The organism is Pseudomonas sp. EA_5y_Pfl2_R50 (genome assembly GCF_963970475.1).
Taxonomy (GTDB): Bacteria; Pseudomonadota; Gammaproteobacteria; order Pseudomonadales; family Pseudomonadaceae; genus Aquipseudomonas.
Map to the genome: position 1 here is coordinate 312,186 of NZ_CAXAPT010000003.1, position 22,015 is coordinate 334,200.

A 22,015-nucleotide genomic window follows, 5' to 3' on the forward strand; every position below is an offset into this window, starting at 1 on the left:
ATGTCCAGGGCGTGCTTTTATGGAAGCGCGCAAGATGGGCAAGGGTGAAAGTAAGCTGATATTTCCGTCTCTCCTTAGGGAAATGTCCGGCCTGACTTATGGTCGGGTCTCTCACTCTTCTGTATCGGCCATGCGCAATCAAAGATTAACCATTGGGTGACAAAATGCCTGACTCATCGCAACTCCTAATTGGCGCCGATCTCGCGGGCCAGCAGATTGCTCAGGCCATGCGCCTGGCGAACCGCCACGGACTGGTCGCGGGCGCCACCGGTACCGGTAAAACCGTCACCTTGCAGCGGTTGGCCGAGGCGTTCAGCGACGCCGGGGTCGCGGTGTTTGCCGCCGACATCAAGGGCGACCTGTGTGGCCTCGGCGCTGTTGGCAATCCACAGGGCAAGGTCGCCGAGCGTATCGCCGGTATGCCGTGGCTCAACTACAAACCGCAGGCCTATCCGGTGACCTTGTGGGACATTCACGGTGAGTCCGGTCATCCATTGCGCACCACGCTGAGCGAAATGGGCCCGCTGCTGATCGGCAGCCTGCTGGAGTTGACCGACAGCCAGCAGTCGGCGCTTTACGCAGCCTTCAAGGTTGCCGACCGCGAAGGCCTGTTGCTGCTGGATCTGAAGGATCTGAAGGCGCTGCTCAATCACCTCAAGGACAACCCGCAGTTGCTCGGCGAAGACGCAGCGCTGATGACTACCGGTTCGAGTCAGGCGCTGTTGCGTCGCTTGGCGATTCTCGAGCAGCAGGGCGCTGAAGCCTTGTTTGGCGAACCGGCTCTGCAACTTGAGGACATTCTGCAACCGACCGCCGATGGCCGAGGCCGCATCCACTTGCTCGACGCCAGTCGTCTGGTACACGAGGCGCCGAAGGTCTATGCGACGTTCCTGTTGTGGTTGCTGGCTGAGTTGTTCGAACAGTTACCGGAGCGCGGCGATGCCGACAAACCGCTGCTGGCGCTGTTTTTTGATGAGGCGCATTTGTTGTTCGGCGATACGCCCAAGGCCTTGCAGGAACGGCTCGAGCAAGTGGTGCGCCTGATCCGTTCCAAAGGCGTTGGCGTGTACTTCGTGACGCAATCGCCGGCGGACTTGCCCGATGACGTGCTGGCGCAGCTTGGCCTGCGTATTCAGCACGGTTTGCGCGCCTTTACCGCCAAAGAGCAGAAATCCTTGCGGGCGGTAGCCGACGGTTTCCGACCGAATCCGGCGTTTGACAGCTTGTCGGTGTTGACCGAGCTGGGGATTGGCGAGGCGTTGGTTGGCACGCTGACCGAGAAAGGCACGCCGGAAATGGTCCAGCGCGTGCTGGTCGCGCCGCCGCAATCGCGGATCGGGCCGTTGACCGAAACCGAGCGCACCGTGTTGATTGCGGGTTCGCCATTCAAGGGGCGCTATGACAAGCCGATTGATCGCGAGTCGGCTTATGAAATTCTGATGGGGCGCAAAGGGCTGGCGCCGGAGGCTGACGTGCCGGCCGGTAAGGCCGCCCCTGAAGAGCCGAGCCTTGCCGACAGGGCAGGTGAATTTCTCGGCACCGCTGCCGGCCAAGCGCTGAAATCCGCCATGCGTCAGGCCGCCAACAATCTGGGCAAACAACTGGTACGCGGCCTTATGGGTTCTTTACTCGGTGGCAGCAAACGCCGCTAAACCTGAAGTATTGGAAATCATGTGGGAGCGAGCCTGCTCGCGAAAGCGGTGTGTCATTCAACTTTAATGTTATCTGACACAACCTCTTCGCCAGCAGGCTCGCTCCCACCTTAAATAATTATTCATATTCGCACAGCGCTCAGGTTTTGGCCTTGGCGTGCGCCGCCAAACGCTCGAGCGCCGCGCGCAGACCCGGGTCAGTGATCCCGTCTGCCGTGGCCTGAATTGTCGCTGCCGCATCCGTCGACAAATCCATCGTATGCCCGGCCGCCCCGCGTTGAACGGTCGGCGGCTGCACCTTGAACAGAATCCGCGTCAAACTGGCGAACTCATCAAACATCTGCAATTGTCGCTGCAAACGTTTTTGCTGATAGCGCAGGCGCGTGGCCCAGTGACCGTCGGTGACAATCAGCAACAGGCTGCCCTCGCGCCACGAGGCGACATGGCAATGTTCCCGGGCGGCGGGTTGCAGTTGGCTTTCGAGCAGGCGCTGCAAATGCCCCAATCGTTGGGCATGGCCGAGGATGGCTTTGAGCGGCTTGGCTTCGCGCAGGAGAACGGCGGGTGCTCTGGCCGTAAGAGGGCGGAATGCCATGATCGAACACCTGAAGTAACAGAAACGCCATGGTAGCAGAAAGGCTCAAGTCACTCGCCCATTGCTTTTGCCCCCGCTTTGCCCATTAAATCAACGACTAACTTCTTCCTTGAATGACTTGAAGTTGAGCAAAACGCCCCTATTTTAAGTGAGCCCCGTCAAAGCGCAGTGCCAGCATCGTGGAACATCGCCACTTTCCTCACTTTCGTTTCCGGGTAGAATGCTCGTTCGCATGCGGCCATGAGGGCTGCACGGGCGACGCTCACGGGGCCGCCCTCCATCCCTTTAGTGTGGAAGATCCTGCCGATATGTTTGCGCCTTTGTTAAAGAAACTTTTTGGAAGCAAGAACGAGCGTGAAGTCAAACGCATGCTCAAGACGGTGCAGCTCGTCAATGCCTTCGAAGAGCAAATGGTGGCCCTTTCGGACGATCAATTGCGCGCCAAGACCGATGAGTTCAAGGCCCGCATCGCCAAAGGGGAAACCCTCGACAAGCTGTTGCCAGAAGCCTTTGCGGTCGCCCGCGAAGCCGGCAAGCGCATCATGGGGATGCGCCACTTCGATGTGCAGCTCGTCGGTGGCATGACCTTGCACGAAGGCAAAATCGCAGAAATGCGCACCGGTGAGGGTAAAACCCTCGTAGCGACCCTGGGTGTTTATCTCAACGCTCTGTCCGGCAAGGGCGTGCACGTTGTGACAGTGAACGACTACCTGGCCCGCCGTGACGCCAACTGGATGCGCCCGCTGTATGAATTCCTCGGCCTGACCGTCGGCGTCGTGACGCCGTTCCAGCCGCCGGAAGAGAAGCGTCTGGCCTATGCCGCCGACATCACCTACGGCACCAACAACGAATTCGGTTTCGACTACCTGCGCGACAACATGGCGTTCAGCATGGAAGAAAAATTCCAGCGCGAACTCAATTTTGCCGTGATCGACGAAGTCGACTCCATCCTCATCGACGAAGCGCGTACCCCGCTGATCATTTCCGGTCAGGCCGAGGACAGCTCCAAGCTGTACATGGAGATCAATAAACTGATCCCGCAGCTGGAACTGCACGTTGAAGAAGTCGAAGGCGAAGTCACCAAGGCCGGCCACTACACCGTTGACGAGAAGACCCGTCAGGTCGAACTCAACGAAGCCGGTCACCAGTTCATCGAAGACATGCTCACCCGCGTCGGCCTGCTGGCTGAAGGCGAGAGCCTGTACTCGGCGCATAACCTGGGCCTGTTGACCCACGTGTATGCCGGTCTGCGGGCGCACAAACTGTTCAACCGCAACGTTGAATACATCGTGCAGGATGGTCAGGTCGTGCTGGTCGATGAACACACCGGTCGCACCATGCCGGGCCGTCGTTTGTCCGAAGGCCTGCACCAGGCCATCGAAGCCAAGGAAGGCCTGAACATCCAGGCCGAGAGTCAGACCCTGGCGTCGACCACCTTCCAGAACTACTTCCGTCTGTACGACAAGCTGTCCGGCATGACCGGTACCGCTGACACCGAAGCGTTCGAGTTCCACCAGATCTACAACCTGCCGGTCATGGTCATTCCGCCGAACAAGCCGTTGGCGCGTAAAGACTACAACGACCTGGTGTTCCTCACCGCCGAAGAGAAATACGCGGCCATCGTTGCGGACATCAAGGAAAGCATGGCGGCCGGTCGTCCGGTGCTGGTGGGTACTGCGACCATCGAAACTTCCGAGCACATGTCTGCATTGCTGGTGAAGGAAGGCATCGAACACAAGGTTCTCAACGCCAAGTTCCACGAAAAAGAAGCCGAGATCATCGCGCAGGCCGGTCGTCCGGGCGCCCTGACCATCGCCACCAACATGGCCGGTCGTGGTACCGACATCCTGTTGGGCGGTAACTGGGAGGTTGAAGTCGCGTCGCTGGAAAACCCGACCCCTGAGCAGATTGCCCAGATCAAGGCCGACTGGCAGAAGCGTCACCAGCAAGTGCTGGAATCCGGTGGTCTGCAAGTCATTGCTTCCGAGCGTCACGAATCCCGTCGTATCGACAATCAGCTGCGTGGCCGTGCCGGTCGTCAGGGTGATGCCGGCTCGAGCCGCTTCTACCTGTCACTGGAAGACAGCCTGATGCGCATCTTCGCTTCTGATCGAGTGAAGAACTTCATGAAAGCCTTGGGCATGCAGCCGGGCGAAGCGATTGAGCACCGCATGGTGACCAATGCAATCGAGAAGGCGCAGCGCAAGGTCGAAGGCCGCAACTTCGACATTCGTAAACAACTGCTCGAATTCGACGACGTCAACAACGAACAGCGTAAAGTGATCTATCACATGCGTAACACGTTGCTGGCTGCCGACAACATCGGTGAAACCATCGCTGACTTCCGTCAGGACGTGCTCAATGCCACCGTCAGCGCCCACATTCCGCCGCAATCGCTGCCAGAGCAGTGGGACGTGGCCGGTCTGGAAGCGTCGATTGCCAGCGATTTCGGCGTGACACTGCCGATCCAGCAGTGGCTCGACGAAGACGATCACCTGTACGAAGAAACCCTGCGCGAGAAGCTCATGACCGAGCTGATGGCGGCATACAACGAAAAAGAAGATCAGGCCGGTGCCGAAGCACTGCGCTCGTTCGAGAAGCAAATCGTGCTGCGCGTGCTGGACGACCTGTGGAAAGACCACCTGTCGACCATGGATCACCTGCGTCACGGCATCCACCTGCGTGGCTACGCCCAGAAGAACCCGAAGCAGGAATACAAGCGCGAGTCGTTCACGCTGTTTTCCGAGCTGCTCGATTCGATCAAACGCGACTCGATCCGTGTGCTGTCGCACGTTCAGGTACGCCGTGAAGATCCGGAAGCCGAGGAGCAGCGTCTGCGTCAGGAAGCCGAAGCACTGGCCGCCCGCATGCAGTTCGAACACGCCGAGGCTCCAGGTCTGGAACAACCGGAAATACTCGGTGAAGAGGTCGATGTAGCCCTCGCCACTGCCCCGGTTCGCAACGAGCAGAAGCTGGGCCGCAACGAACTGTGCTACTGCGGTTCGGGCAAGAAATTCAAGCATTGCCACGGGCAGATCCAGTAAAACCCGTTTCAATCGCTGAAATACCTGCGCCGCGACCGGCTCATGCCGTCGCGGCGTTTTGCCATTTAAACCATCGTCACTGCGAGTGGCGGTGCTGACATCATTGAGTAAGGAGCGCATTCATGGCTGTTGGTCTTGGTCCTTTGCCAACGTTGCACCCGGTTGCCGGTTTTGAACTCGGTATCGCCTCGGCCGGCATCAAGCGCCCCGGGCGCAAAGATGTCGTTGTGATGCGCTGTGCCGAAGGCTCGACCGTGGCAGGCGTGTTCACCTTGAACGCCTTTTGCGCGGCGCCGGTGATCCTGGCAAAAAAACGCGTGCACAACGCCGTGCGTTACCTGCTGACCAACACCGGCAATGCCAACGCCGGCACTGGCGAGCCGGGCCTGGCGGCCGCTGAGCGTACCACTGGCAAACTGGCCGAGCTGACCGGCGTGGATGCCAGTCAGGTTCTGCCGTACTCCACTGGGGTGATTGGCGAGCCGCTGCCGGTCGAGAAGATCGAAGGCGCGCTGCAAGCCGCGCTGGATGACCTCTCGGAGAACAACTGGGAAGCCGCCGCTACCGGGATCATGACCACCGATACCTTGCCGAAGGGCGCCAGCCGCCAGTTCGAGCATGATGGCGTGACCATCACCGTGACCGGCATCAGCAAAGGCGCGGGCATGATCCGACCGAACATGGCGACCATGCTGGGCTACATCGCTACCGACGCCAAAGTGTCCCGCGAGGTCCTGCACAACCTGATGCTCGACGGCGCCAACAAGTCGTTCAACCGCATCACCATCGACGGCGATACCTCGACCAACGACTGCTGCATGCTGATCGCCACCGGCAAGGCTGCGCTGCCGGAAATCACCCGCGCTGAAGGCGAGCTGTTCGCCAAATTGAAGCAAGCGGTGTTCGAAGTGTGCATGGACGTGGCCCAGGCCATCGTGCGTGACGGCGAAGGCGCGACCAAGTTCGTCACCGTTGAAGTGAATAGCGGCGGCAACCCTCAGGAATGCCTCGACGTCGGCTATACCGTGGCCCACTCGCCCCTGATCAAAACGGCACTGTTTGCCTCCGACCCCAACTGGGGCCGCATTCTTGCCGCTGTCGGCCGTGCCGGCGTGCCGGATCTGGACGTGAGCAAGATCGACGTGTTCCTCGGCGACGTGTGCATCGCCAGCCGTGGCGCCCGCGCGGCGACCTACACTGAAGCCCAGGGTTCGGCGGTGATGCAGCAGGAAGAGATCACCATCCGCATCGAACTGGGTCGCGGCGATTGCAGCGAAACCATCTGGACCACCGACCTGTCGCATGAATACGTGAAGATCAACGCTGAATACCGCACTTGATCTAACCTGAGACCGAGTCGCCTGCATCGCCAGCAGGCTGGCTCCCACAGTGGTTTTGTGAACGCCACAGATCCCCCGTAGGAGTGAGCCTGCTCGCGATGGCGAGCTGTCAGGCAACATCAATGTTGAATGGGCCGACCTCTTCGCGAGCAAGCCCGCTCCCACAGGTTTTGGGGTGTACACAACGTTTGTGAACGACCTCAAAACCTGTGGGAGCGGGCTTGCCCGCGAAGGCGCAGATCCTGACACCACAAGTCTTGAAGCTTTCCACTGACGAAAAGGCGCCACACCATGTCCCTGCACCTGATCATCGGCGACAAACTGCTTTCCTCCTGGTCTCTGCGCGCCGCCCTGGCGCTTGAGTTGACTGGCGCACCCTACACTGAAGAACTGGTCAAGCTCGGCAAGCCCGACACCCGCGAACTGCTGCTCAAGCACTCGCCGACCGCCAAGGTGCCGCTGCTGAAAACCGCGCGGGGCACCATTGCCGACTCGCTGGCGATTGCCGAGTACCTCGCCGAGCAGTTCCCGTCCGAGCAACTCTGGCCGACCGATATTTTTGCCCGCGCCCAGGCGCGATCCGCTTGTGCACAAATGCACAGCGGCTTCTTCGCCATGCGCAATCACATGCCGTTCAAACTCAGCCACGACGCGCCACTCAACCCGGTGCCGCCCGAAGTGAAGGCCGATATCGAGCGCATGCTCGCACTGTGGGCCGAATGCCGGGCTACCGCCACCGAGAGCGGGCCGTATCTGTTTGGCCGGGTGAGTCTGGCTGATGCGTTCTTTGCACCGATTGCGGTGCGCCTGCGTACCTATCAAGTGCCGTTGCCCGACGCCGACGCTGCCTATGTTGAAACCGTCTACCAATGGCCAGCCTTCAAGGCATGGCAGCAGGCTGGACTGGAGGAATTGAATTCGTGAAACGCGTACACGTCGCCGCCGCCGTCATTCGTGACGACAGTGGCAAAATCCTCATCGCCCGCCGCGCCGACACCCAGCACCAGGGTGGTTTGTGGGAGTTCCCCGGGGGCAAGGTCGAGGCGGACGAATCGGTCGAAAGCGCGCTGGCCCGCGAGCTGCACGAAGAGTTGGGCATCGTCGTCGGCGCTGCACGACCGTTGATCAAGGTACGTCACGACTACCCGGACAAACAGGTGTTGCTGGATGTCTGGGAAGTGTCGGCGTTCACCGGCGAGCCCCATGGTGCCGAAGGCCAGCCATTGGCCTGGGTTAGCGCAAAAGAACTGGTGAACTATGAGTTTCCGGCCGCCAACCAGCCTATCGTTGCCGCCGCGCGTTTACCCGCACAGTACCTGATCACCCCCGAAGACCTGGAAACCCCGGCGTTGCTGCGCGGTATCCAGAAAGCGATTGCCGGTGGGATCAAGCTGGTCCAGTTACGCGCGCCCAATGGTTATGACCCGAAGTACCGTGATCTGGCGGTGGATGCTGCCGGTCTGTGCGCGGGCAAGGCGCAGTTGATGATCAAGGGGCCGTTCGAATGGCTGGGTGATTTCCCGTCGGCCGGTTGGCACATCACGTCTGCACAGCTGCGTAAATACGCGGCGGCGGGGCGCCCGTTGCCGGCTGAGCGCTGGTTGGCGGCATCGTGCCACAACGCTGAAGAATTGGCGCTGGCCGAGCAGATGGGCGTGGATTTCGTCACCCTGTCGCCGGTGCAGCCGACCTTGACCCACCCGGATGCGCAGCCATTGGGTTGGGAACAGGCTTCGACGTTGATCGAAGGTTTCAGTAAACCGGTGTTTCTGTTGGGTGGGGTTGGCCCGGCAGAGCGCGAAAAGGCTTGGGGCATTGGCGCGCAGGGTGTCGCGGGGATTCGCGCGTTCTGGCCTGACTCCCTGTAAAGGCTGCAGGCCTGTTCGCTGGCAGGCCAGCTCCCACAGGTTTTTGGTGTACACAACATTTGTGAACGACACAAAACCCTGTGGGAGCTGACTTGCCAGCGGTGGCGGCCGATCAGGTGCTATTTAGCTGCGGGTTTTGTGGCTGGCTGCCACAAAATCTCCGCCACCCCCTGCCGCCGCGCAATCAGCCGCGCCGCGACGAACAACAAATCCGACAACCGATTGATATACGCCAGCCCCACCCCGGCCAATGGCTCAATTGCATTCAAATGCTGACAACGTCGTTCGGCACTGCGCGCCAGACTGCGGCAGACATGGGCTTGTGCGATCAGCATCGAACCGCCCGGCAAGATGAAATTCTCCAGCGGCCCCAACTCGTCATTCCACACGTCAATCGCCGCTTCCAGCCGCTCGATTTCTGCAGTATTCAACGCCTGATATTCGGGCATCGCCAACTCGCCACCCAAATCAAACAGGCGGTGCTGACAAGGCGCCAACACGTCGATCAGTTCATTCAGCCCCGGAAACGCGTCGCGCTCGGTCAGTAACCCGGCCAGTAGCACGCCGATCTGACTGTTCAACGTATCGACCTCGCCAATGGCCTCGATGCGCGGATGGTCTTTGGGGACGCGGCGGCCATCGCCCAGGCCGGTTTCGCCTTTGTCGCCGGTGCGGGTGTAGATCTTCGACAAGCGAAAGCCCATGAATTACCTCGGTAGTTGATTGGTTTCTGCCGACAGCGGCGCCGGTTGCGCCAGTGGCAGGCGCAGGGTGAAGCAGGTGCCTTGGCCCGGCGCCGACTGCACTTCCATCTGGCCTTTGTGATTGTTGGTGATGATGAAGTACGACACCGACAGGCCAAGCCCGGTGCCTTGGCCGATTTCCTTTGTGGTGAAGAACGGCTCGAAGGTGCGTTTGCGCACGTTCTCGCTCATGCCGATGCCGTTGTCTTCGACCTGAATCTCGGCCCACGGTGGATTGAGCCGGGTGCGCAGAATAATGCGCCCTGGTTCGCTGTCGTCCTCGCGCTGGTGAATGGCCTGCGCGGCGTTTTTCAGCAGGTTGAGCAGCACTTGCTCCAGCTCGTTGGCCGTACCCGGCACGGGGCCGAGCGCCGGGTCGAACTGGCGGATGATCGCCTGGCCCTTGAAGTCGAAACCGATGGCCAGATCGAAATCGTTGCCGGCAATTTCCACCGCTTGATCAATCAGCGCCGGCAGATCGCAAGGTGCCATTTGCCGGGTGCTGCGGCGGCTGAAACTGAGCATGTGCGTGACGATTTTCGCCGCCCGGGCGCCGGCCTGTTGAATGCCATCAAGCAATTGCGGGACTTCGCGGACTTGCAGGTAGCGATTGACCGTGTCCAGCTCGATGCCCAGTTGCTCGGCGGTTTCGAAGTTCTTCGGCAGATCCCCCGACAGGCGCCGGCGGATGTTTTGCACGTTATGCAGGATCGCGCCCAACGGGTTGTTGATTTCGTGGGCCATGCCGGCGGCGAGGCCGCCAACCGAGAGCATTTTTTCCGACTGCACCATCATTTCTTCCAGTGACAGGCGCTGGGTGATGTCGTCGATACGGATGACCACCCCGCGCCCGGCACCGCCCATCAACGGGTAGAACGTCAGCGCGTAATGCTTCGGTTCATCGTCCTTGAACCACGTCACCCGCTCGATTTTCGCCACGGTGTGTTGCTCGACGGTTTGCTTGAGTTGCGGCAGAAACGGCTTGAGCGGTTCGAAGGCGAGGAAGATCGGCTGGTTCAGGGCCTCATCCAGGCGCGTGCCGGAGAGGGCACTGGCCTCCTGGTTCCACTGGGTGACGTAGAGCTGCTCGTCGAGGGCGATCAACGCCGAGGGCATCGAGTCGATGATGCTGTTGAGGTAGTTCTGGAAACCGGTGAGCTTCTTTTCGATCTTGCTGCGCACCTGGACTTCGAGTTCCAGCTTGCGGTTGGTGTGGCGGGTTTCTTCAGCCAGCCCTTGCGCCTGATCGTAGGCGGCCTGTGAGTCATCGCGGGCGCGCTTGAGCTGCTGCTCGCGGGCTTCGATGCGCGAGAGCATGGTGTTGAACGCTTCGGCGAGGCTGCCGATTTCGTCATGATTGCCGCGCGAGGCACGCAGGGCGTAGTTCTCTTCGCGGGTGACCTGACGTGAGAGCTCTTCGAGTTGATGGATCGGCCGGGTGATCAGGCGTTTGATCTGCCGGGCAATCACCAGCCAGAGCAGCACACTGAAAATCAGGATGCCAAGGCTCGCGGTCAGCGTGCCGGTGTAGAACGCCATCGGCAGTTCACTGCTGGCGACCAGCAACAGGTGACCGGGCGCGGTGCCGGGGCGGGGCAGGGTGATCAACTGATTGCTGCGAAATTCGGTGAGTTGCCAGGCTTCGATATGCCGAAAGCGCTCGGGCAGCTTGAGTTTTTCGCCGTGCTGCACCTGTGCGATCCGTTCGCCCTTGCCGTCATACAACGCGGCGGCACGCAGCGGTGAGTAACTGTCGAGTTCCTTGAGCAGACGCTCGGCGCTTTGCGGTGATTGCAGGGCATCGCCGACCAGGCTCGGGTTGGCAATCAGTCGGCCGATGGTCTGCAAGGCTTGCGGCGCCATGCTTTCCTGGGAGATGTAGTAGGCGGCACTGATAAAGGTGAGGTTGGCGACCAGCAGAACGGTGGTCAACAGCACCAGCAGGGCCGCCAGCAGTTTCTGGCCGACCGGCAGGTTTTCAAGGCGCTGGCGCAATGGCATCAGGTTTATCGCAGCAGGGGAACAAGTCGTCAGCCTAGCGGCTGCTCAGTCACTGGGCAATCCACGCTTGCGCAGATGCGCCACCAAACGCTGCTGCAACTGGTGCAGATGCGGCAGATGCAACTGATGGCGCTCAGCGACTTTGCAGGCGTGGCCCAACAGATAGCTGATCTCGGTGCGGCGCTGGTTGGCGACGTCCTGATACATCGAAGAGTAATTGGCGGCGGTGGCGTGAATCACTCGTTCGACTTCCGCTTGCAGATTGTCCGCCGCAGCCGGCTGGCCGCAGCGTTCGAGCAGTTCGGCCAGTTCGGCGCAGAGTGTGGCGACTTCGCAGTGATGCTCGCTCAGCCCGCCGTTACGGCAATCGTGGAGCACAGTCAACGGGTTGATCGCGCAGTTCAGCGCCAGTTTGCGCCACAGGCGGGTGAGGATGTCGGCGCTCCATTCATGGGGAATGTTCGCCGCTTGCAGGTCGTCCAGCCAGACCGGCGCCAGCGGATTTGCGCCATCGCCCAGCCAGTTGAACCCGTGACCGGCGAACACCACGCGCCAATCGCCATCACGGAACGCGCCCTCGGTGCTGGAGGCACTGATGCAGCGCGCTTGTGGCACACGCGCGGCGACGGCGCCCTGACTGCCAAGGCCGTTCTGCAGCAGGATCAGTTCGGCGTTCGGCGCGAGGCGTGAAGCGAGGCGGGCGACGGCCTCTTCGGCGTCATAGGCCTTGCACGCGACCAGCAATCGGCGAATCGGCTCGGGGCTGTCCGGGGTTTCGCCGGGAACTGCATAGGTATGAGCTTGTCCGTTTTCTACCAGGGTCAATCCGCCAACCGCCGCATAGCTTTGCAAACGCGCGGCATCGCGCAGGATCAGGCGCACGGGCAAACCGGCCCGGGCCAGACGTGTGGCCCACAGTGTGCCGAGGCTGCCGGCGCCAAGAACGTGCCAGGTGGTCGACATCAGTTTTTTGCTCGATTGCGTACAGGCATGTGTGGCTCGCCGTGTTCGTGGGAAAAGACCCGTTATAATGAGCCCGATTTTAACCGCAAGCCAAGCGCGCGCCATCCTCATCGAGCGCGCCTTTTTATTGGAGAGATTACATGCCGTCGTTCGACGTGGTATCCGAACTGGACAAACACGAACTCACCAACGCGGTCGAGAACGCCGTGAAGGAACTCGATCGTCGTTATGACCTGAAAGGCAAAGGCAGCTTCGAGTTCAAGGAAAAGGACCTGACCGTCAACCTGACCGCTGAAGCCGAGTTCCAGTTGGAAGCGATGATCGAAATCCTCAAGCTGGCGCTGGTCAAGCGCAAGATCGACGTGCAGTGCCTTGAGGTCAAGGACGCCTACGCATCGGGCAAGCTGATGAAGCAGGACGCCGTGCTCAAGGAAGGCATCGACAAGGAGTTGGCGAAGAAAATCGTCGGCCACATCAAGGAGGCCAAACTCAAGGTACAGGCCGCCATTCAGGGTGAGCAGGTGCGTGTGACCGGCAAGAAGCGGGATGACCTGCAAGAGGCCATCGCTGCGCTGCGGGCCAAGGAATTCGGGATGCCTCTGCAGTTCAACAACTTCCGCGACTAAGATTGGTCTGAAGGCTATGTGGGAGCGAGCCTGCTCGCGAATGCGGTGTTTCATTCAGCGATGAGTTGACTGACAAACCGCATTCGCGAGCAGGCTCGCTCCCACAGTTGTTTTGAATACACCCCGGGAAGCCGGAAATCAGGAGATAAAATATGGATTTGAATGCTGAGGTGGACAACCTGGTCAAGGCATCCCAGGCGTGGATTCCGATGATCATGGAGTACGGCAGTCGCGTGCTGCTGGCGGTGATTACCCTGGCCATTGGCTGGTGGCTGATCAACAAGGTCACGCAAAAACTCGGCGGTCTGCTGGCCCTGCGCAATGCCGATCTGGCGCTGCAAGGCTTCATCAGCAGCCTGGCGAACATCATTCTCAAAGTGCTGCTGATTGTCAGCGTCGCTTCGATGATCGGTGTTGAAACCACCTCCTTCGTTGCCGCAATCGGTGCGGCCGGTCTGGCGATCGGTCTGGCCTTGCAGGGCAGCCTGGCGAACTTCGCCGGCGGCGTGCTGATTCTGCTGTTCCGTCCGTTCCGTATCGGTGACTGGATCGAAGCGCAAGGCGTGGCGGGTACGGTCGACAGCATCCAGATCTTCCACACCGTGCTGCGTACCGGTGACAACAAGACCATCATTTTGCCGAACGGCAATCTGTCCAACGGCATCATCACCAACACCAACCGTCAGCCGACCCGTAAAGTGGTGTTCGATGTCGGTGTGGATTACGAAGCCGATCTGCAAAAAGCGCGTCAGGTACTGCTGGATCTGGCCAAGGATGAACGCGTTCTGCAAGACCCTGAGCCACAGGCGGTGATTTCGACGCTGGGCGACAGTTCGATCACTGTTTCCCTGCGTGCCTGGGTGAAAACTGCAGACTACTGGGATGTGATGTTCATGTTTAACGAACAGTCTCGTGATCGTTTAAAGGCTGCCGGCATTGATATTCCTTTTCCGCAACGCGTGATCCGCGTGGTGCAGGAATCAGCAACACAATGATAGGTTGCTAATTAATTGCCTGACTTTTTGGTCTAGCCATTACTTGAAATGGAAGTCAATAAAAAAGGCCCATCCGAAGATGGGCCTTTTTTTATGCTTCCAAACTAACCACTGACAATTACAAGATGTTCAGTGGGTATTCGGTGATCAGACGGAACTCTTTGACATCGCCTTCGCCTTGGTCAGCGTTGGCAGAGTGCCAGGCTTGACGAATGCGGAAGGAGAGGTCTTTGGCCGGGCCAGACTGAACAACGTATTTGGCTTCAAAGTTGGTTTCGTGGTGTTTGCCGTCTTCACCGTACAGACCAGCGTAAGCGCTGCCCGCTGGAGTGCTGGTACCGTCGATGTCCCAACCTTTAACGTAGCGAACCATGAAGCTCAGGCCTGGAACGCCATACTCAGCCATTTTCAGGTCGTAACGGGCTTGAACCGATTTCTCGCCAGGACCGTTGAAGTCAGAGTACTGGATGGAGTTGGCGAGGAAGATCGAGTCGCCACCACGGTTGTTTTTACCCACACCGATGTAGTCGAACGGGGTATCGCCGTTGACCTTCTGGAAGCCCAGGGTGAAGGTGTGCGCTTTCAGGAACGACAGCGCGGTTGCCAGGGAGAAGGTTGTGTTGCTGATGTCACCTGCCTCCTTGTTACCGGTGTCGGTGGTGCGATAGATGTTGAAGTCAGTGTTAAGCGAAGTGTCGCCACCGAACGGGGTGGTCAGGTTCACGTTCGCGTAGTACTGGTTCCAGATATCTTCCAGCTTGGCACCGTAGAGCGAAGCGCTCAGGTTTTCGGTGATGCCGTACTTGCCGCCGAAGTAGTCGATCGTGTTGGCTTCCACGCCCGCGTAGTTGGCGTACAGGCCACCATCGCGTGCGTTTTTGTCCTGGCTGGAGCCGGAGTAGAAGTGACCGGCTTCGAGGTCAAGGTCTTTCACTTCGCTGCTCTGCAACTGGAAGCCAGTGGCCGTTTGCGGCAGGATGCGGGAACCGCCCACAGCGAACACTGGGGAAGTGCTTGGCTGCATGTCGCCGAATTTCAGTTCGGTTTTGGAAACACGGAACTTGATCGACGCACCTGCTTTGCCCTGGCTGTCGTTGACGTCGCGAGCACCGTTGTTCGGGTTGACGGTGTCGCTACGGCTCATGTTGCCCGAACCCGAAGTACCGTCACCGCCGTCCAGTTTCAGAGCCAGGTAACCGTATGCATCGATACCGACACCAACAGTGCCTTGGGTGTAACCGGAGGTGAAGTTACCGAGGAAACCTTGTGTCCAGTCTTTCTGATCGTTACCGCCATTCTTGTTGTCGCGGTTGAAGTAGTAGTTCTTCAACGTCTCGGTGAGCGTCGCGTCTTCAACAAAACCTTTGGCTTCAGCCTGGTCACTTACAAACGGGGCGGCCGTAGCCAACTGAGAACTGGCTGCTGCTGCAACTGCCAGTGCGATCATGCTCCACTTCATCACGCGCATCGTGATTTGCTCCTTTGGTTTTAGAAGAGTACTGCCGTCCCACCTGTTTTATTATCTGGGCGGCTCTTTCTTTTTGTGTCGGCGCAAACTTATATCACGCCGACAATGTTGGCGATACTTGCGAATCTAACCTTTCTGCTTCTTTACGACGTTGTCGCAAATGGCGAGGTGGATGTCGCAAATTCACAGTACCGACGCAGCCGGACTGACAACTTTCTCGCTGTTTATGGGCCTTTTTGCATCGGTAAAAAAGAGTCCCTGGCAAAACACTTGAATCTCCATCGGGCAACCCTGCCACTGTTCTTATGGGGCTTAAGGCATCCACTTCCGGTGGTGCGCTTATAGTCCATATGGGTATGAATGCAACAAGCGTGCACAAACCGCCTTTCTGCTGCGGTTATTTTTCTGAACGCCTTCCTGTGCCTGTAAAAACCTCATAAATACGGGGCATCAAGCCGCTTTTTCTCTGGGCTTGACGCCATTCCTGCTTTGGTGTTGCCGCGACGCCAGGCGCGCGTGACAACCAAAAACGTTACCGGTTCACCCCGCCAGTGAGTATTTGGCGGATACCTGCCGCAGTGAGCGTAGACGCACTGTGCGGTTTTGGTGCAAAAAAATTTACAGCTGTTCCGCATTCATACAATGCAGGCGGGTTTGTGAGCCGGGCGCCTGCGGGCTTTTCCGTCATTTCTCAGGGTTCAGAGGCTGTGCGGGTTCCGTGATGGTGCGTCTCGCCGGTAAATGTCACATATCGGGGCGTCAGAACAAGAGGGTGCAGCACGGTCGTCGTGAAGCCCGCCTCAATCGCAGGTATGCTGCCGTCCTGTCGCTTGGTGTGCTGTCCAAAGGGTTAGCCGCTAAGCTGAATAACGTAGATCAGCCGGGAGTGCGCGCAGTGTTTGCTTTAGATTCACGACTTCAACAGGACACGCTGGTTATCGGCGACTTCCCGCTCTGCCGGCTGTTGCTGTCCAACGACGCGAATTACCCGTGGTTCATTCTGGTGCCACGTCGGGACGATATCAGCGAGTTGTTTCAGTTGGATGTCGCCGATCAGCAGCAACTGTGGAAAGAAACCACCGCGCTGGCGGAGTTGCTCAAGGATCTGTTTGACGCCGACAAGATGAACGTCGCGACCCTGGGCAATGTTGTCAGTCAGTTGCATATGCACGTGATTGTGCGCCATCGCGATGACGCGGCCTGGCCCGCGCCGGTCTGGGGCAGGCACCCGGCCAGGCCTTACAGTGCCGAGCAGGTTGCCGCCATTCGTGAGCGCTTGCGTCTGGTCCTGACCGAGCATTTCACCTTTGTGGAGGGCTGAATCATGAGTCTGGAAGACCGCGTTACCGATCTGGAAAGCCGTCTGGCGTTTCAGGATGACACCATCCAGGCCTTGAATGATGTGCTGGTGGCCCAGCAGCGTGTGGTTGAACGTCTGCAATTGCAGATGGCTGCGTTGCTCAAACGCCAGGAAGAGATGGTCGGCCAGTTCGGCTCTTTCGAGGAAGATGCCCCGCCGCCGCATTATTAAGCCTTTGTTTCAGGCATAAAAAAAACCGCGAACAGTCAGGCTGTTCGCGGTTTTTTGCTTTGGGTCAGCGGCGCGGCAGGGCGGCGATGACGTCCTCGGCTTGCAGGCCTTTGTCCCGGTTCATCACCGAGAACTCAACGCGCTGGCCTTCGACCAGCACGCGGTGGCCTTCGCCACGAATCGCCCGAAAGTGCACGAAAATATCATCGCCGGAATCCCGGGAGATAAAGCCGAAGCCCTTGGACGTGTTGAACCACTTCACGGTGCCGGTATCACGGTTGCTCATGTCGTAGCTGGTTGGCGCGGCGGCAGGTGACGACTTGTAGAAGCTGACCGCCAGGTGCAGGATCACTGCAACCAGGGCAATCACCAGGCTGAACAACACGGCTGGCTGGCCGGCAATGACAGGCATTGGCGCGATCAGGGTCAAGGTTTGCAGGACGACAGTCAGGACGAGGAGAGCGCTGACCAGATTTTGCAGATGCTGGCGCGGGCCTTTGTTCCAGTAAGGGATTACCGGGGCGAGTACCAGGTTCAACAGGCCGAAAAAGGCCAGGTAAAGTGCATCGGGTTGTTGCAGGTAGGGAACGGCTTCGGCTTTCAAGCTAGGGATGAACGACAGCAGTAATGCCGCTGCGCCCATTAGCAGGTGGACAATTTTCAACATTTTGATTGGCTCACGTTATGACGGCTCACAAGGAAGAGCTGAAGGCGCACGGTTCGCTTCGGAACTGAAATAAGAGGCGGTGGACACGTACACGGCATCAGCCTATGCGCAACACCCCGAGAAATGGGGTATGGCGACACACTGCCTATTTAACAGTAAAGCCTGCGGCTACTCAAATCAGCCCGTCCAGTGGCTGCGGTGCGGTCGATTTGTCGCAGTCTGTGCAGCCATTCGGGGCTGCGAGGTGTCGACAGCCTTGCTAGAGTGGGTCTGCACCTGCAGGATGAATTCAATCGCCGTTAGGGGGTAAACATGGCAATCGATATCGGTATCAGTGAAGAAGATCGCAAGTCCATCGTCGAAGGGCTATCGCGTCTGCTGTCGGACACTTACGTGCTGTATCTGAAAACCCATAATTTCCACTGGAACGTCACCGGCCCGATGTTCCGCACGCTGCACCTGATGTTCGAGGAGCAATACAACGAGTTGGCGCTGGCCGTCGACTCGATTGCCGAGCGTATTCGTGCGCTGGGTTTCCCGGCGCCGGGCGCCTACGCCACTTACGCGCGTCTTTCTTCTATCAAGGAGGAGGTCGGGGTGCCGAGCGCCGAGGACATGATCAGGCAGCTGGTCGATGGCCAGGAAGCGGTGACCCGTACCGCGCGCGGGATTTTCCCGCTGCTGGACAAGGTCAGTGACGAACCAACCGCCGACCTGCTGACCCAGCGCATGCAGGTACACGAAAAAACCGCCTGGATGCTGCGCGCATTGCTGGAATCCTGACAGCGCAAAGGAAGCGGGTATCGGCAGTGGGCTGATATCCGCACCTCTCCAGGGTCTTACTTTCCATGTCGGCTTATCCTACGCAGATGGGCAAATAGTCATCTGGATATAACTTTGCGTCTGCGCTTTTATGAAGACACAGGATGTTGTGTTTATTACAAGCAGCGATGGCAAAGGAGTGTCAGCGATATGGTAGATGGCGACAGGCGAGCCGAACATTACGGTTTGCGACAGGAAGGCAAGATCGAACCGCTGGTCAGCGAGTTCGACTTCGCATTGATCCGGCCCTTGTCCAGATCCGTGCGTTTGAATGGATTTGCCACGTGCATGCGGCTCGAGCAGGTTTACTGGAACATCCTCGGGCGCATGGCCGAGGATTGCGGTTGTTCGATCAGTACGCTGTTGTCCCATGTGGATCGACAGGTGCACCTGCGCCACGGCGGTGTCAAAAACTTTAGCGGGCTGGTGCGCGTGGTTTGCGTGGTGAATGGCTTGAAGGACGCCTCGGCGACCATTGCGGTCTGAAGGGCGATAGTTGAAATGACGTCGCGGCCCGTGCAGTCTTCCGGCTGCACAGGCCGCATTTAATGGATATAATCCCGCTCTTTCGCCGCAAAGCCCTGCGCGCGGTGGCAATCTGATCGCCGAGACACCCCCATGCCGATGTACGATTATCAATGTGCTTCCTGTGGTCATCAGTTGGAAGCCATTCAAAAGATCAGCGAGGCACCGCTGGTCGACTGCCCTGCCTGCCAGGCGCCAGAGCTCAAGAAACAGCTGTCCATGCCAGGTTTTCGCCTCAGCGGCAGCGGTTGGTACGAAACCGATTTCAAGACCGGGACCAAGAAGAATCTGGCCGGTGGCGACAAATCTGACTAGGGTCTACAGCCCGAGTCGAACGACACGCGCGAGTTACCGGACAGCTTGAATGCGCCGGGATCTCCACCGAATTTCGAATTACGAGAAGCGAAACCACTACCATGATGCGCAGCCATTATTGCGGCCAACTGAACGAAAGCCTGGAAGGCCAGGAAATTACCCTTTGCGGATGGGTTCACCGTCGTCGCGACCATGGCGGGGTGATTTTCCTCGATATCCGTGATCGTGATGGTCTGGCCCAGGTGGTATTCGATCCGGATCGCGCCGAGAGCTTCGCCGCCGCCGATCGCGTGCGCAGCGAGTACGTCGTGAAGATCACCGGCAAGGTGCGTCTGCGTCCGGCCGGTGCCACCAACGCCAACATGGCGTCGGGCATGATCGAAGTGCTGGGCTACGAGCTGGAAGTACTGAACGAGTCGGAAACCCCGCCGTTCCCGCTCAACGAGTTCTCCGACGTTGGCGAAGAAACCCGTCTGCGCTATCGCTTCCTCGACCTGCGTCGTCCGGAAATGGCCGAGAAGCTGCGTCTGCGTTCGCGCATGACCACCAGTATCCGTCGCTTCCTCGACGAGAACGGTTTCCTCGACGTCGAAACGCCGATCCTGACCCGTGCCACCCCTGAAGGTGCGCGTGACTACCTGGTGCCAAGCCGTACTCACGCCGGTTCGTTCTTCGCCCTGCCGCAATCGCCGCAGCTGTTCAAGCAACTGCTGATGGTGGCCGGTTTCGACCGTTACTACCAGATCGCCAAGTGCTTCCGCGACGAAGACCTGCGTGCCGACCGTCAGCCAGAATTCACCCAGATCGACATCGAGACCAGCTTCCTCGATGAAAAAGAGATCATGGGTCTGACCGAAGAAATGATCCGCAACCTGTTCAAGGAAGTGCTGGGTCTGGAATTCGGCGACTTCCCGCACATGACCTTCGAAGAGGCCATGCGTCGTTACGGTTCCGACAAGCCAGACCTGCGTAACCCGCTGGAACTGGTCGACGTTGCCGATCAACTGAAAGAAGTCGACTTCAAAGTATTCAGCGGCCCGGCCAACGATCCGAAATGTCGTATCGCCGCGCTGCGCGTTCCAGGCGGGGCGAGCATGCCGCGCAAGCAGATCGACGATTACACCAAGTTCGTCGGCATCTACGGTGCCAAGGGCCTGGCGTACATCAAGGTCAACGAGCGTGCTGCCGGTGTTGAAGGTCTGCAATCGCCGATCGTGAAAAACATCCCGGAAGACAAGCTGAACGTGATCCTTGATCGCGTTGGTGCGGTCGATGGCGACATCGTGTTCTTCGGCGCCGACAAGGCCAAGATCGTCAGCGAAGCCCTGGGCGCGCTGCGTATCAAGCTCGGTCACGACCTCAAACTGCTGACCTGCGAGTGGGCGCCGATGTGGGTCGTCGACTTCCCGATGTTCGAAGAGAACGACGACGGCAGCTTCTCCGCACTGCACCACCCGTTCACCGCACCTAAATGCTCTCCTGAAGAGCTGGAAGCCAACCCGGCTGGCGCTCTGTCTCGCGCTTACGACATGGTGCTGAACGGCACCGAACTGGGTGGCGGTTCGATCCGTATTCACCGCAAGGAAATGCAGCAAGCGGTGTTCCGTCTGCTGGGTATCGATGAAGCGGAACAGGAAGAGAAGTTCGGCTTCCTGCTCGATGCGCTGAAATACGGTGCACCGCCGCACGGTGGTCTGGCCTTCGGTCTGGACCGTCTGGTGATGCTGATGACCGGCGCCCAGTCGATCCGTGAAGTGATCGCCTTCCCGAAAACCCAGAGTGCTGCCGACGTGATGACGCAAGCACCGGGCGTGGTGGATGCCAAGGCATTGCGCGAGCTGCACATTCGTTTGCGCGAAACGCCAAAGGCTGAGTAAGACGGGCCTGAAGGCGCATCTTCGGATGCGCCTTTTTTCTTTCTACCAGAGAGCAGGTCGAGATTTTTCATTTGCCGGCCGGCGCGGTTTTGCGCGGCGGGCAACGTTTCAAAGAGAATTCGGAGCGAGTTATGGCAGGTCATTCCAAGTGGGCGAACATCAAGCACCGCAAAGAACGTCAGGATGCCAAGAGAGGCAAGATCTTCACCAAGTGGATTCGTGAACTGACCGTCGCGGCCCGTCAGGGCGGCGGCGATCCGGGTTCCAATCCGCGTCTGCGTCTGGCCCTGGACAAGGCGCTGAGCGCGAACATGAGCCGCGACATCATCGACCGCGCTGTGGCGCGTGGAGCCGGTGCCACCGAAGCGGACAACGTTGAAGAGCTGACCTATGAAGGTTATGGCCCAGGTGGCGTGGCAGTGATGGTCGAGTGCATGACCGATAACCGCAACCGTACTGCAGCGGCTGTGCGTCATGCGTTCAGCAAGTGCGGCGGCAACCTCGGCACCGACGGTTCGGTGGCGTACCTGTTCGAACGCAAGGGGCAGATCAGCTTCGCGCCGGGTGTCGACGAAGACGCGCTGACCGAAGCCGCGCTGGAAGCCGATGCCGATGACGTGGTCAGCCATGAAGACGGTTCGATTGACGTGTTCACTTCGTTCACCAGCTTCTACGCCGTGCGTAACGCGCTGGAAGCCGCCGGTTTCAAGGGTGATGACGCGGAAATCGTCATGCAGCCGACCACCAGTGCCGAACTGGATCTGGACGGGGCGGAGAAAGTCCTCAAGCTGATCGACATGCTTGAGGACCTGGATGACGTGCAGAACGTCTACTCCAACGCGGACATCCCGGAAGACGTGGCCGCTCAGCTCGGCTAAGAGCGACTAGGCTTCAATGTGGGAGCGGGCTTGCTCGCGAAGGCGGCGTATCAGCAAACATTAATGCTGAATGACACACTGCTTTCGCGAGCAAGCCCGCTCCCA

At 59.0% G+C, this 22,015-nt stretch carries 20 protein-coding genes; 14 read left to right on the forward strand and 6 right to left on the reverse strand.

Features of this window, described 5'->3' with window-relative positions; translation table 11 throughout:
• The first annotated feature begins 164 nt into the window (after positions 1-164).
• On the forward strand, positions 165-1,652 hold the full coding sequence (locus AACY19_RS07270) for a helicase HerA-like domain-containing protein (protein WP_339449364.1): 1,488 nt from the start codon (positions 165-167) through the stop codon (positions 1,650-1,652).
• A gap of 139 nt (positions 1,653-1,791) precedes the next feature.
• Here AACY19_RS07270 and AACY19_RS07275 read toward each other — a convergent pair whose 3' ends face one another.
• Complete coding sequence (locus tag AACY19_RS07275) at positions 1,792-2,247, reverse strand: DUF721 domain-containing protein (protein ID WP_038366691.1); 456 nt, start codon at positions 2,245-2,247, stop codon at positions 1,792-1,794.
• 308 nt (positions 2,248-2,555) lie between these two features.
• Here AACY19_RS07275 and secA point away from each other — a divergent pair, with 308 nt between their 5' ends.
• The 4 genes from secA to AACY19_RS07295 all read left to right on the forward strand — a co-directional run bounded on the left by secA (position 2,556) and on the right by AACY19_RS07295 (position 8,499).
• Entirely contained in the window at positions 2,556-5,291 is a 2,736-nt protein-coding gene (secA, locus tag AACY19_RS07280) for a preprotein translocase subunit SecA (RefSeq protein WP_339449367.1), read from the forward strand.
• 122 nt (positions 5,292-5,413) lie between these two features.
• Positions 5,414-6,631: a bifunctional glutamate N-acetyltransferase/amino-acid acetyltransferase ArgJ gene (gene argJ, locus AACY19_RS07285; RefSeq protein ID WP_339449369.1), complete on the forward strand. Its 1,218-nt coding sequence runs from the start codon at positions 5,414-5,416 to the stop codon at positions 6,629-6,631.
• A gap of 291 nt (positions 6,632-6,922) precedes the next feature.
• A complete protein-coding gene (locus AACY19_RS07290) occupies positions 6,923-7,555 on the forward strand; it encodes a glutathione S-transferase family protein (RefSeq protein ID WP_339449371.1) in 633 nt (210 codons plus the stop codon).
• A complete protein-coding gene (locus AACY19_RS07295; protein WP_339449373.1) occupies positions 7,552-8,499 on the forward strand; it encodes a Nudix family hydrolase in 948 nt (315 codons plus the stop codon). Before AACY19_RS07290 ends, AACY19_RS07295 begins: the two co-directional genes overlap by 4 nt.
• Before the next feature lie 119 nt (positions 8,500-8,618).
• Here AACY19_RS07295 and AACY19_RS07300 read toward each other — a convergent pair whose 3' ends face one another.
• Genes AACY19_RS07300 through AACY19_RS07310 form a run of 3 tightly spaced genes read right to left on the reverse strand, consistent with a single transcriptional unit; the run spans position 8,619 to position 12,206 of the window.
• Positions 8,619-9,203: a cob(I)yrinic acid a,c-diamide adenosyltransferase gene (locus AACY19_RS07300; RefSeq protein WP_339449374.1), complete on the reverse strand. Its 585-nt coding sequence runs from the start codon at positions 9,201-9,203 to the stop codon at positions 8,619-8,621.
• Positions 9,204-9,206: 3 nt separating this feature from the next.
• Positions 9,207-11,243: a sensor histidine kinase gene (locus AACY19_RS07305; RefSeq protein ID WP_339449376.1), complete on the reverse strand. Its 2,037-nt coding sequence runs from the start codon at positions 11,241-11,243 to the stop codon at positions 9,207-9,209.
• 45 nt (positions 11,244-11,288) lie between these two features.
• Positions 11,289-12,206 carry a putative 2-dehydropantoate 2-reductase gene (locus AACY19_RS07310; RefSeq protein WP_339449378.1) on the reverse strand — a complete coding sequence of 306 codons (918 nt, stop codon included), beginning with the start codon at positions 12,204-12,206 and terminating at the stop codon, positions 11,289-11,291.
• A gap of 140 nt (positions 12,207-12,346) precedes the next feature.
• Between AACY19_RS07310 and AACY19_RS07315 the strand changes: the two genes are divergently transcribed.
• Positions 12,347-12,832, forward strand: a complete 486-nt coding sequence (locus tag AACY19_RS07315; RefSeq protein WP_339449380.1) for a YajQ family cyclic di-GMP-binding protein — start codon at positions 12,347-12,349, stop codon at positions 12,830-12,832.
• 152 nt (positions 12,833-12,984) lie between these two features.
• Complete coding sequence (locus tag AACY19_RS07320) at positions 12,985-13,827, forward strand: mechanosensitive ion channel family protein (protein ID WP_339449382.1); 843 nt, start codon at positions 12,985-12,987, stop codon at positions 13,825-13,827.
• 118 nt (positions 13,828-13,945) lie between these two features.
• Here the strand turns inward: AACY19_RS07320 and AACY19_RS07325 are convergent, their stop codons facing one another.
• Positions 13,946-15,295, reverse strand: coding sequence for an OprD family porin (locus tag AACY19_RS07325; RefSeq protein WP_339449384.1), 1,350 nt, complete (start codon positions 15,293-15,295; stop codon positions 13,946-13,948).
• 895 nt (positions 15,296-16,190) lie between these two features.
• On the opposite strand from AACY19_RS07325, the gene AACY19_RS07330 reads away from it, so the two are divergent.
• Positions 16,191-16,616 carry an HIT family protein gene (locus AACY19_RS07330; protein ID WP_339449386.1) on the forward strand — a complete coding sequence of 142 codons (426 nt, stop codon included), beginning with the start codon at positions 16,191-16,193 and terminating at the stop codon, positions 16,614-16,616.
• Positions 16,617-16,619: 3 nt separating this feature from the next.
• Positions 16,620-16,826, forward strand: coding sequence for a SlyX family protein (locus AACY19_RS07335; protein ID WP_064391789.1), 207 nt, complete (start codon positions 16,620-16,622; stop codon positions 16,824-16,826).
• Between the two features lie 64 nt (positions 16,827-16,890).
• Here the strand turns inward: AACY19_RS07335 and AACY19_RS07340 are convergent, their stop codons facing one another.
• Entirely contained in the window at positions 16,891-17,493 is a 603-nt protein-coding gene (locus tag AACY19_RS07340; RefSeq protein WP_339449389.1) for a cold-shock protein, read from the reverse strand.
• Between the two features lie 312 nt (positions 17,494-17,805).
• Between AACY19_RS07340 and AACY19_RS07345 the strand changes: the two genes are divergently transcribed.
• The 5 genes from AACY19_RS07345 (at position 17,806) to AACY19_RS07365 (ending at position 21,910) form a co-directional block, all read left to right on the forward strand.
• Positions 17,806-18,276 carry a Dps family protein gene (locus AACY19_RS07345; protein ID WP_339449391.1) on the forward strand — a complete coding sequence of 157 codons (471 nt, stop codon included), beginning with the start codon at positions 17,806-17,808 and terminating at the stop codon, positions 18,274-18,276.
• A 189-nt stretch (positions 18,277-18,465) separates the two neighbouring features.
• Positions 18,466-18,801, forward strand: coding sequence for a ribbon-helix-helix domain-containing protein (locus AACY19_RS07350; protein WP_339449393.1), 336 nt, complete (start codon positions 18,466-18,468; stop codon positions 18,799-18,801).
• Between the two features lie 132 nt (positions 18,802-18,933).
• Positions 18,934-19,155 (forward strand): FmdB family zinc ribbon protein, encoded by a 222-nt coding sequence (locus tag AACY19_RS07355; RefSeq protein ID WP_064119106.1) that lies wholly within the window; start codon positions 18,934-18,936, stop codon positions 19,153-19,155.
• 101 nt (positions 19,156-19,256) lie between these two features.
• A complete protein-coding gene (gene aspS / locus AACY19_RS07360) occupies positions 19,257-21,032 on the forward strand; it encodes an aspartate--tRNA ligase (RefSeq protein ID WP_339449395.1) in 1,776 nt (591 codons plus the stop codon).
• 131 nt (positions 21,033-21,163) lie between these two features.
• A complete protein-coding gene (locus AACY19_RS07365) occupies positions 21,164-21,910 on the forward strand; it encodes a YebC/PmpR family DNA-binding transcriptional regulator (RefSeq protein ID WP_102355040.1) in 747 nt (248 codons plus the stop codon).
• Positions 21,911-22,015 lie beyond the last annotated feature (105 nt).

Coding starts and splice junctions, on each gene's coding strand:
- secA (WP_339449367.1), top strand. CDS start 2,556: ATGTTTGCGCCTTTGTTAAAGAAACTTTTTGGAAGCAAGAACGAGCGT.
- AACY19_RS07275 (WP_038366691.1), bottom strand. CDS start 2,247: ATGGCATTCCGCCCTCTTACGGCCAGAGCACCCGCCGTTCTCCTGCGC.
- AACY19_RS07320 (WP_339449382.1), top strand. CDS start 12,985: ATGGATTTGAATGCTGAGGTGGACAACCTGGTCAAGGCATCCCAGGCG.
- AACY19_RS07270 (WP_339449364.1), top strand. CDS start 165: ATGCCTGACTCATCGCAACTCCTAATTGGCGCCGATCTCGCGGGCCAG.
- AACY19_RS07315 (WP_339449380.1), top strand. CDS start 12,347: ATGCCGTCGTTCGACGTGGTATCCGAACTGGACAAACACGAACTCACC.
- AACY19_RS07350 (WP_339449393.1), top strand. CDS start 18,466: ATGGTAGATGGCGACAGGCGAGCCGAACATTACGGTTTGCGACAGGAA.
- AACY19_RS07355 (WP_064119106.1), top strand. CDS start 18,934: ATGCCGATGTACGATTATCAATGTGCTTCCTGTGGTCATCAGTTGGAA.
- AACY19_RS07345 (WP_339449391.1), top strand. CDS start 17,806: ATGGCAATCGATATCGGTATCAGTGAAGAAGATCGCAAGTCCATCGTC.
- AACY19_RS07335 (WP_064391789.1), top strand. CDS start 16,620: ATGAGTCTGGAAGACCGCGTTACCGATCTGGAAAGCCGTCTGGCGTTT.
- AACY19_RS07305 (WP_339449376.1), bottom strand. CDS start 11,243: ATGCCATTGCGCCAGCGCCTTGAAAACCTGCCGGTCGGCCAGAAACTG.
- AACY19_RS07325 (WP_339449384.1), bottom strand. CDS start 15,295: ATGCGCGTGATGAAGTGGAGCATGATCGCACTGGCAGTTGCAGCAGCA.
- aspS (WP_339449395.1), top strand. CDS start 19,257: ATGATGCGCAGCCATTATTGCGGCCAACTGAACGAAAGCCTGGAAGGC.
- AACY19_RS07290 (WP_339449371.1), top strand. CDS start 6,923: ATGTCCCTGCACCTGATCATCGGCGACAAACTGCTTTCCTCCTGGTCT.
- AACY19_RS07310 (WP_339449378.1), bottom strand. CDS start 12,206: ATGTCGACCACCTGGCACGTTCTTGGCGCCGGCAGCCTCGGCACACTG.
- AACY19_RS07365 (WP_102355040.1), top strand. CDS start 21,164: ATGGCAGGTCATTCCAAGTGGGCGAACATCAAGCACCGCAAAGAACGT.
- AACY19_RS07300 (WP_339449374.1), bottom strand. CDS start 9,203: ATGGGCTTTCGCTTGTCGAAGATCTACACCCGCACCGGCGACAAAGGC.
- AACY19_RS07340 (WP_339449389.1), bottom strand. CDS start 17,493: ATGTTGAAAATTGTCCACCTGCTAATGGGCGCAGCGGCATTACTGCTG.
- argJ (WP_339449369.1), top strand. CDS start 5,414: ATGGCTGTTGGTCTTGGTCCTTTGCCAACGTTGCACCCGGTTGCCGGT.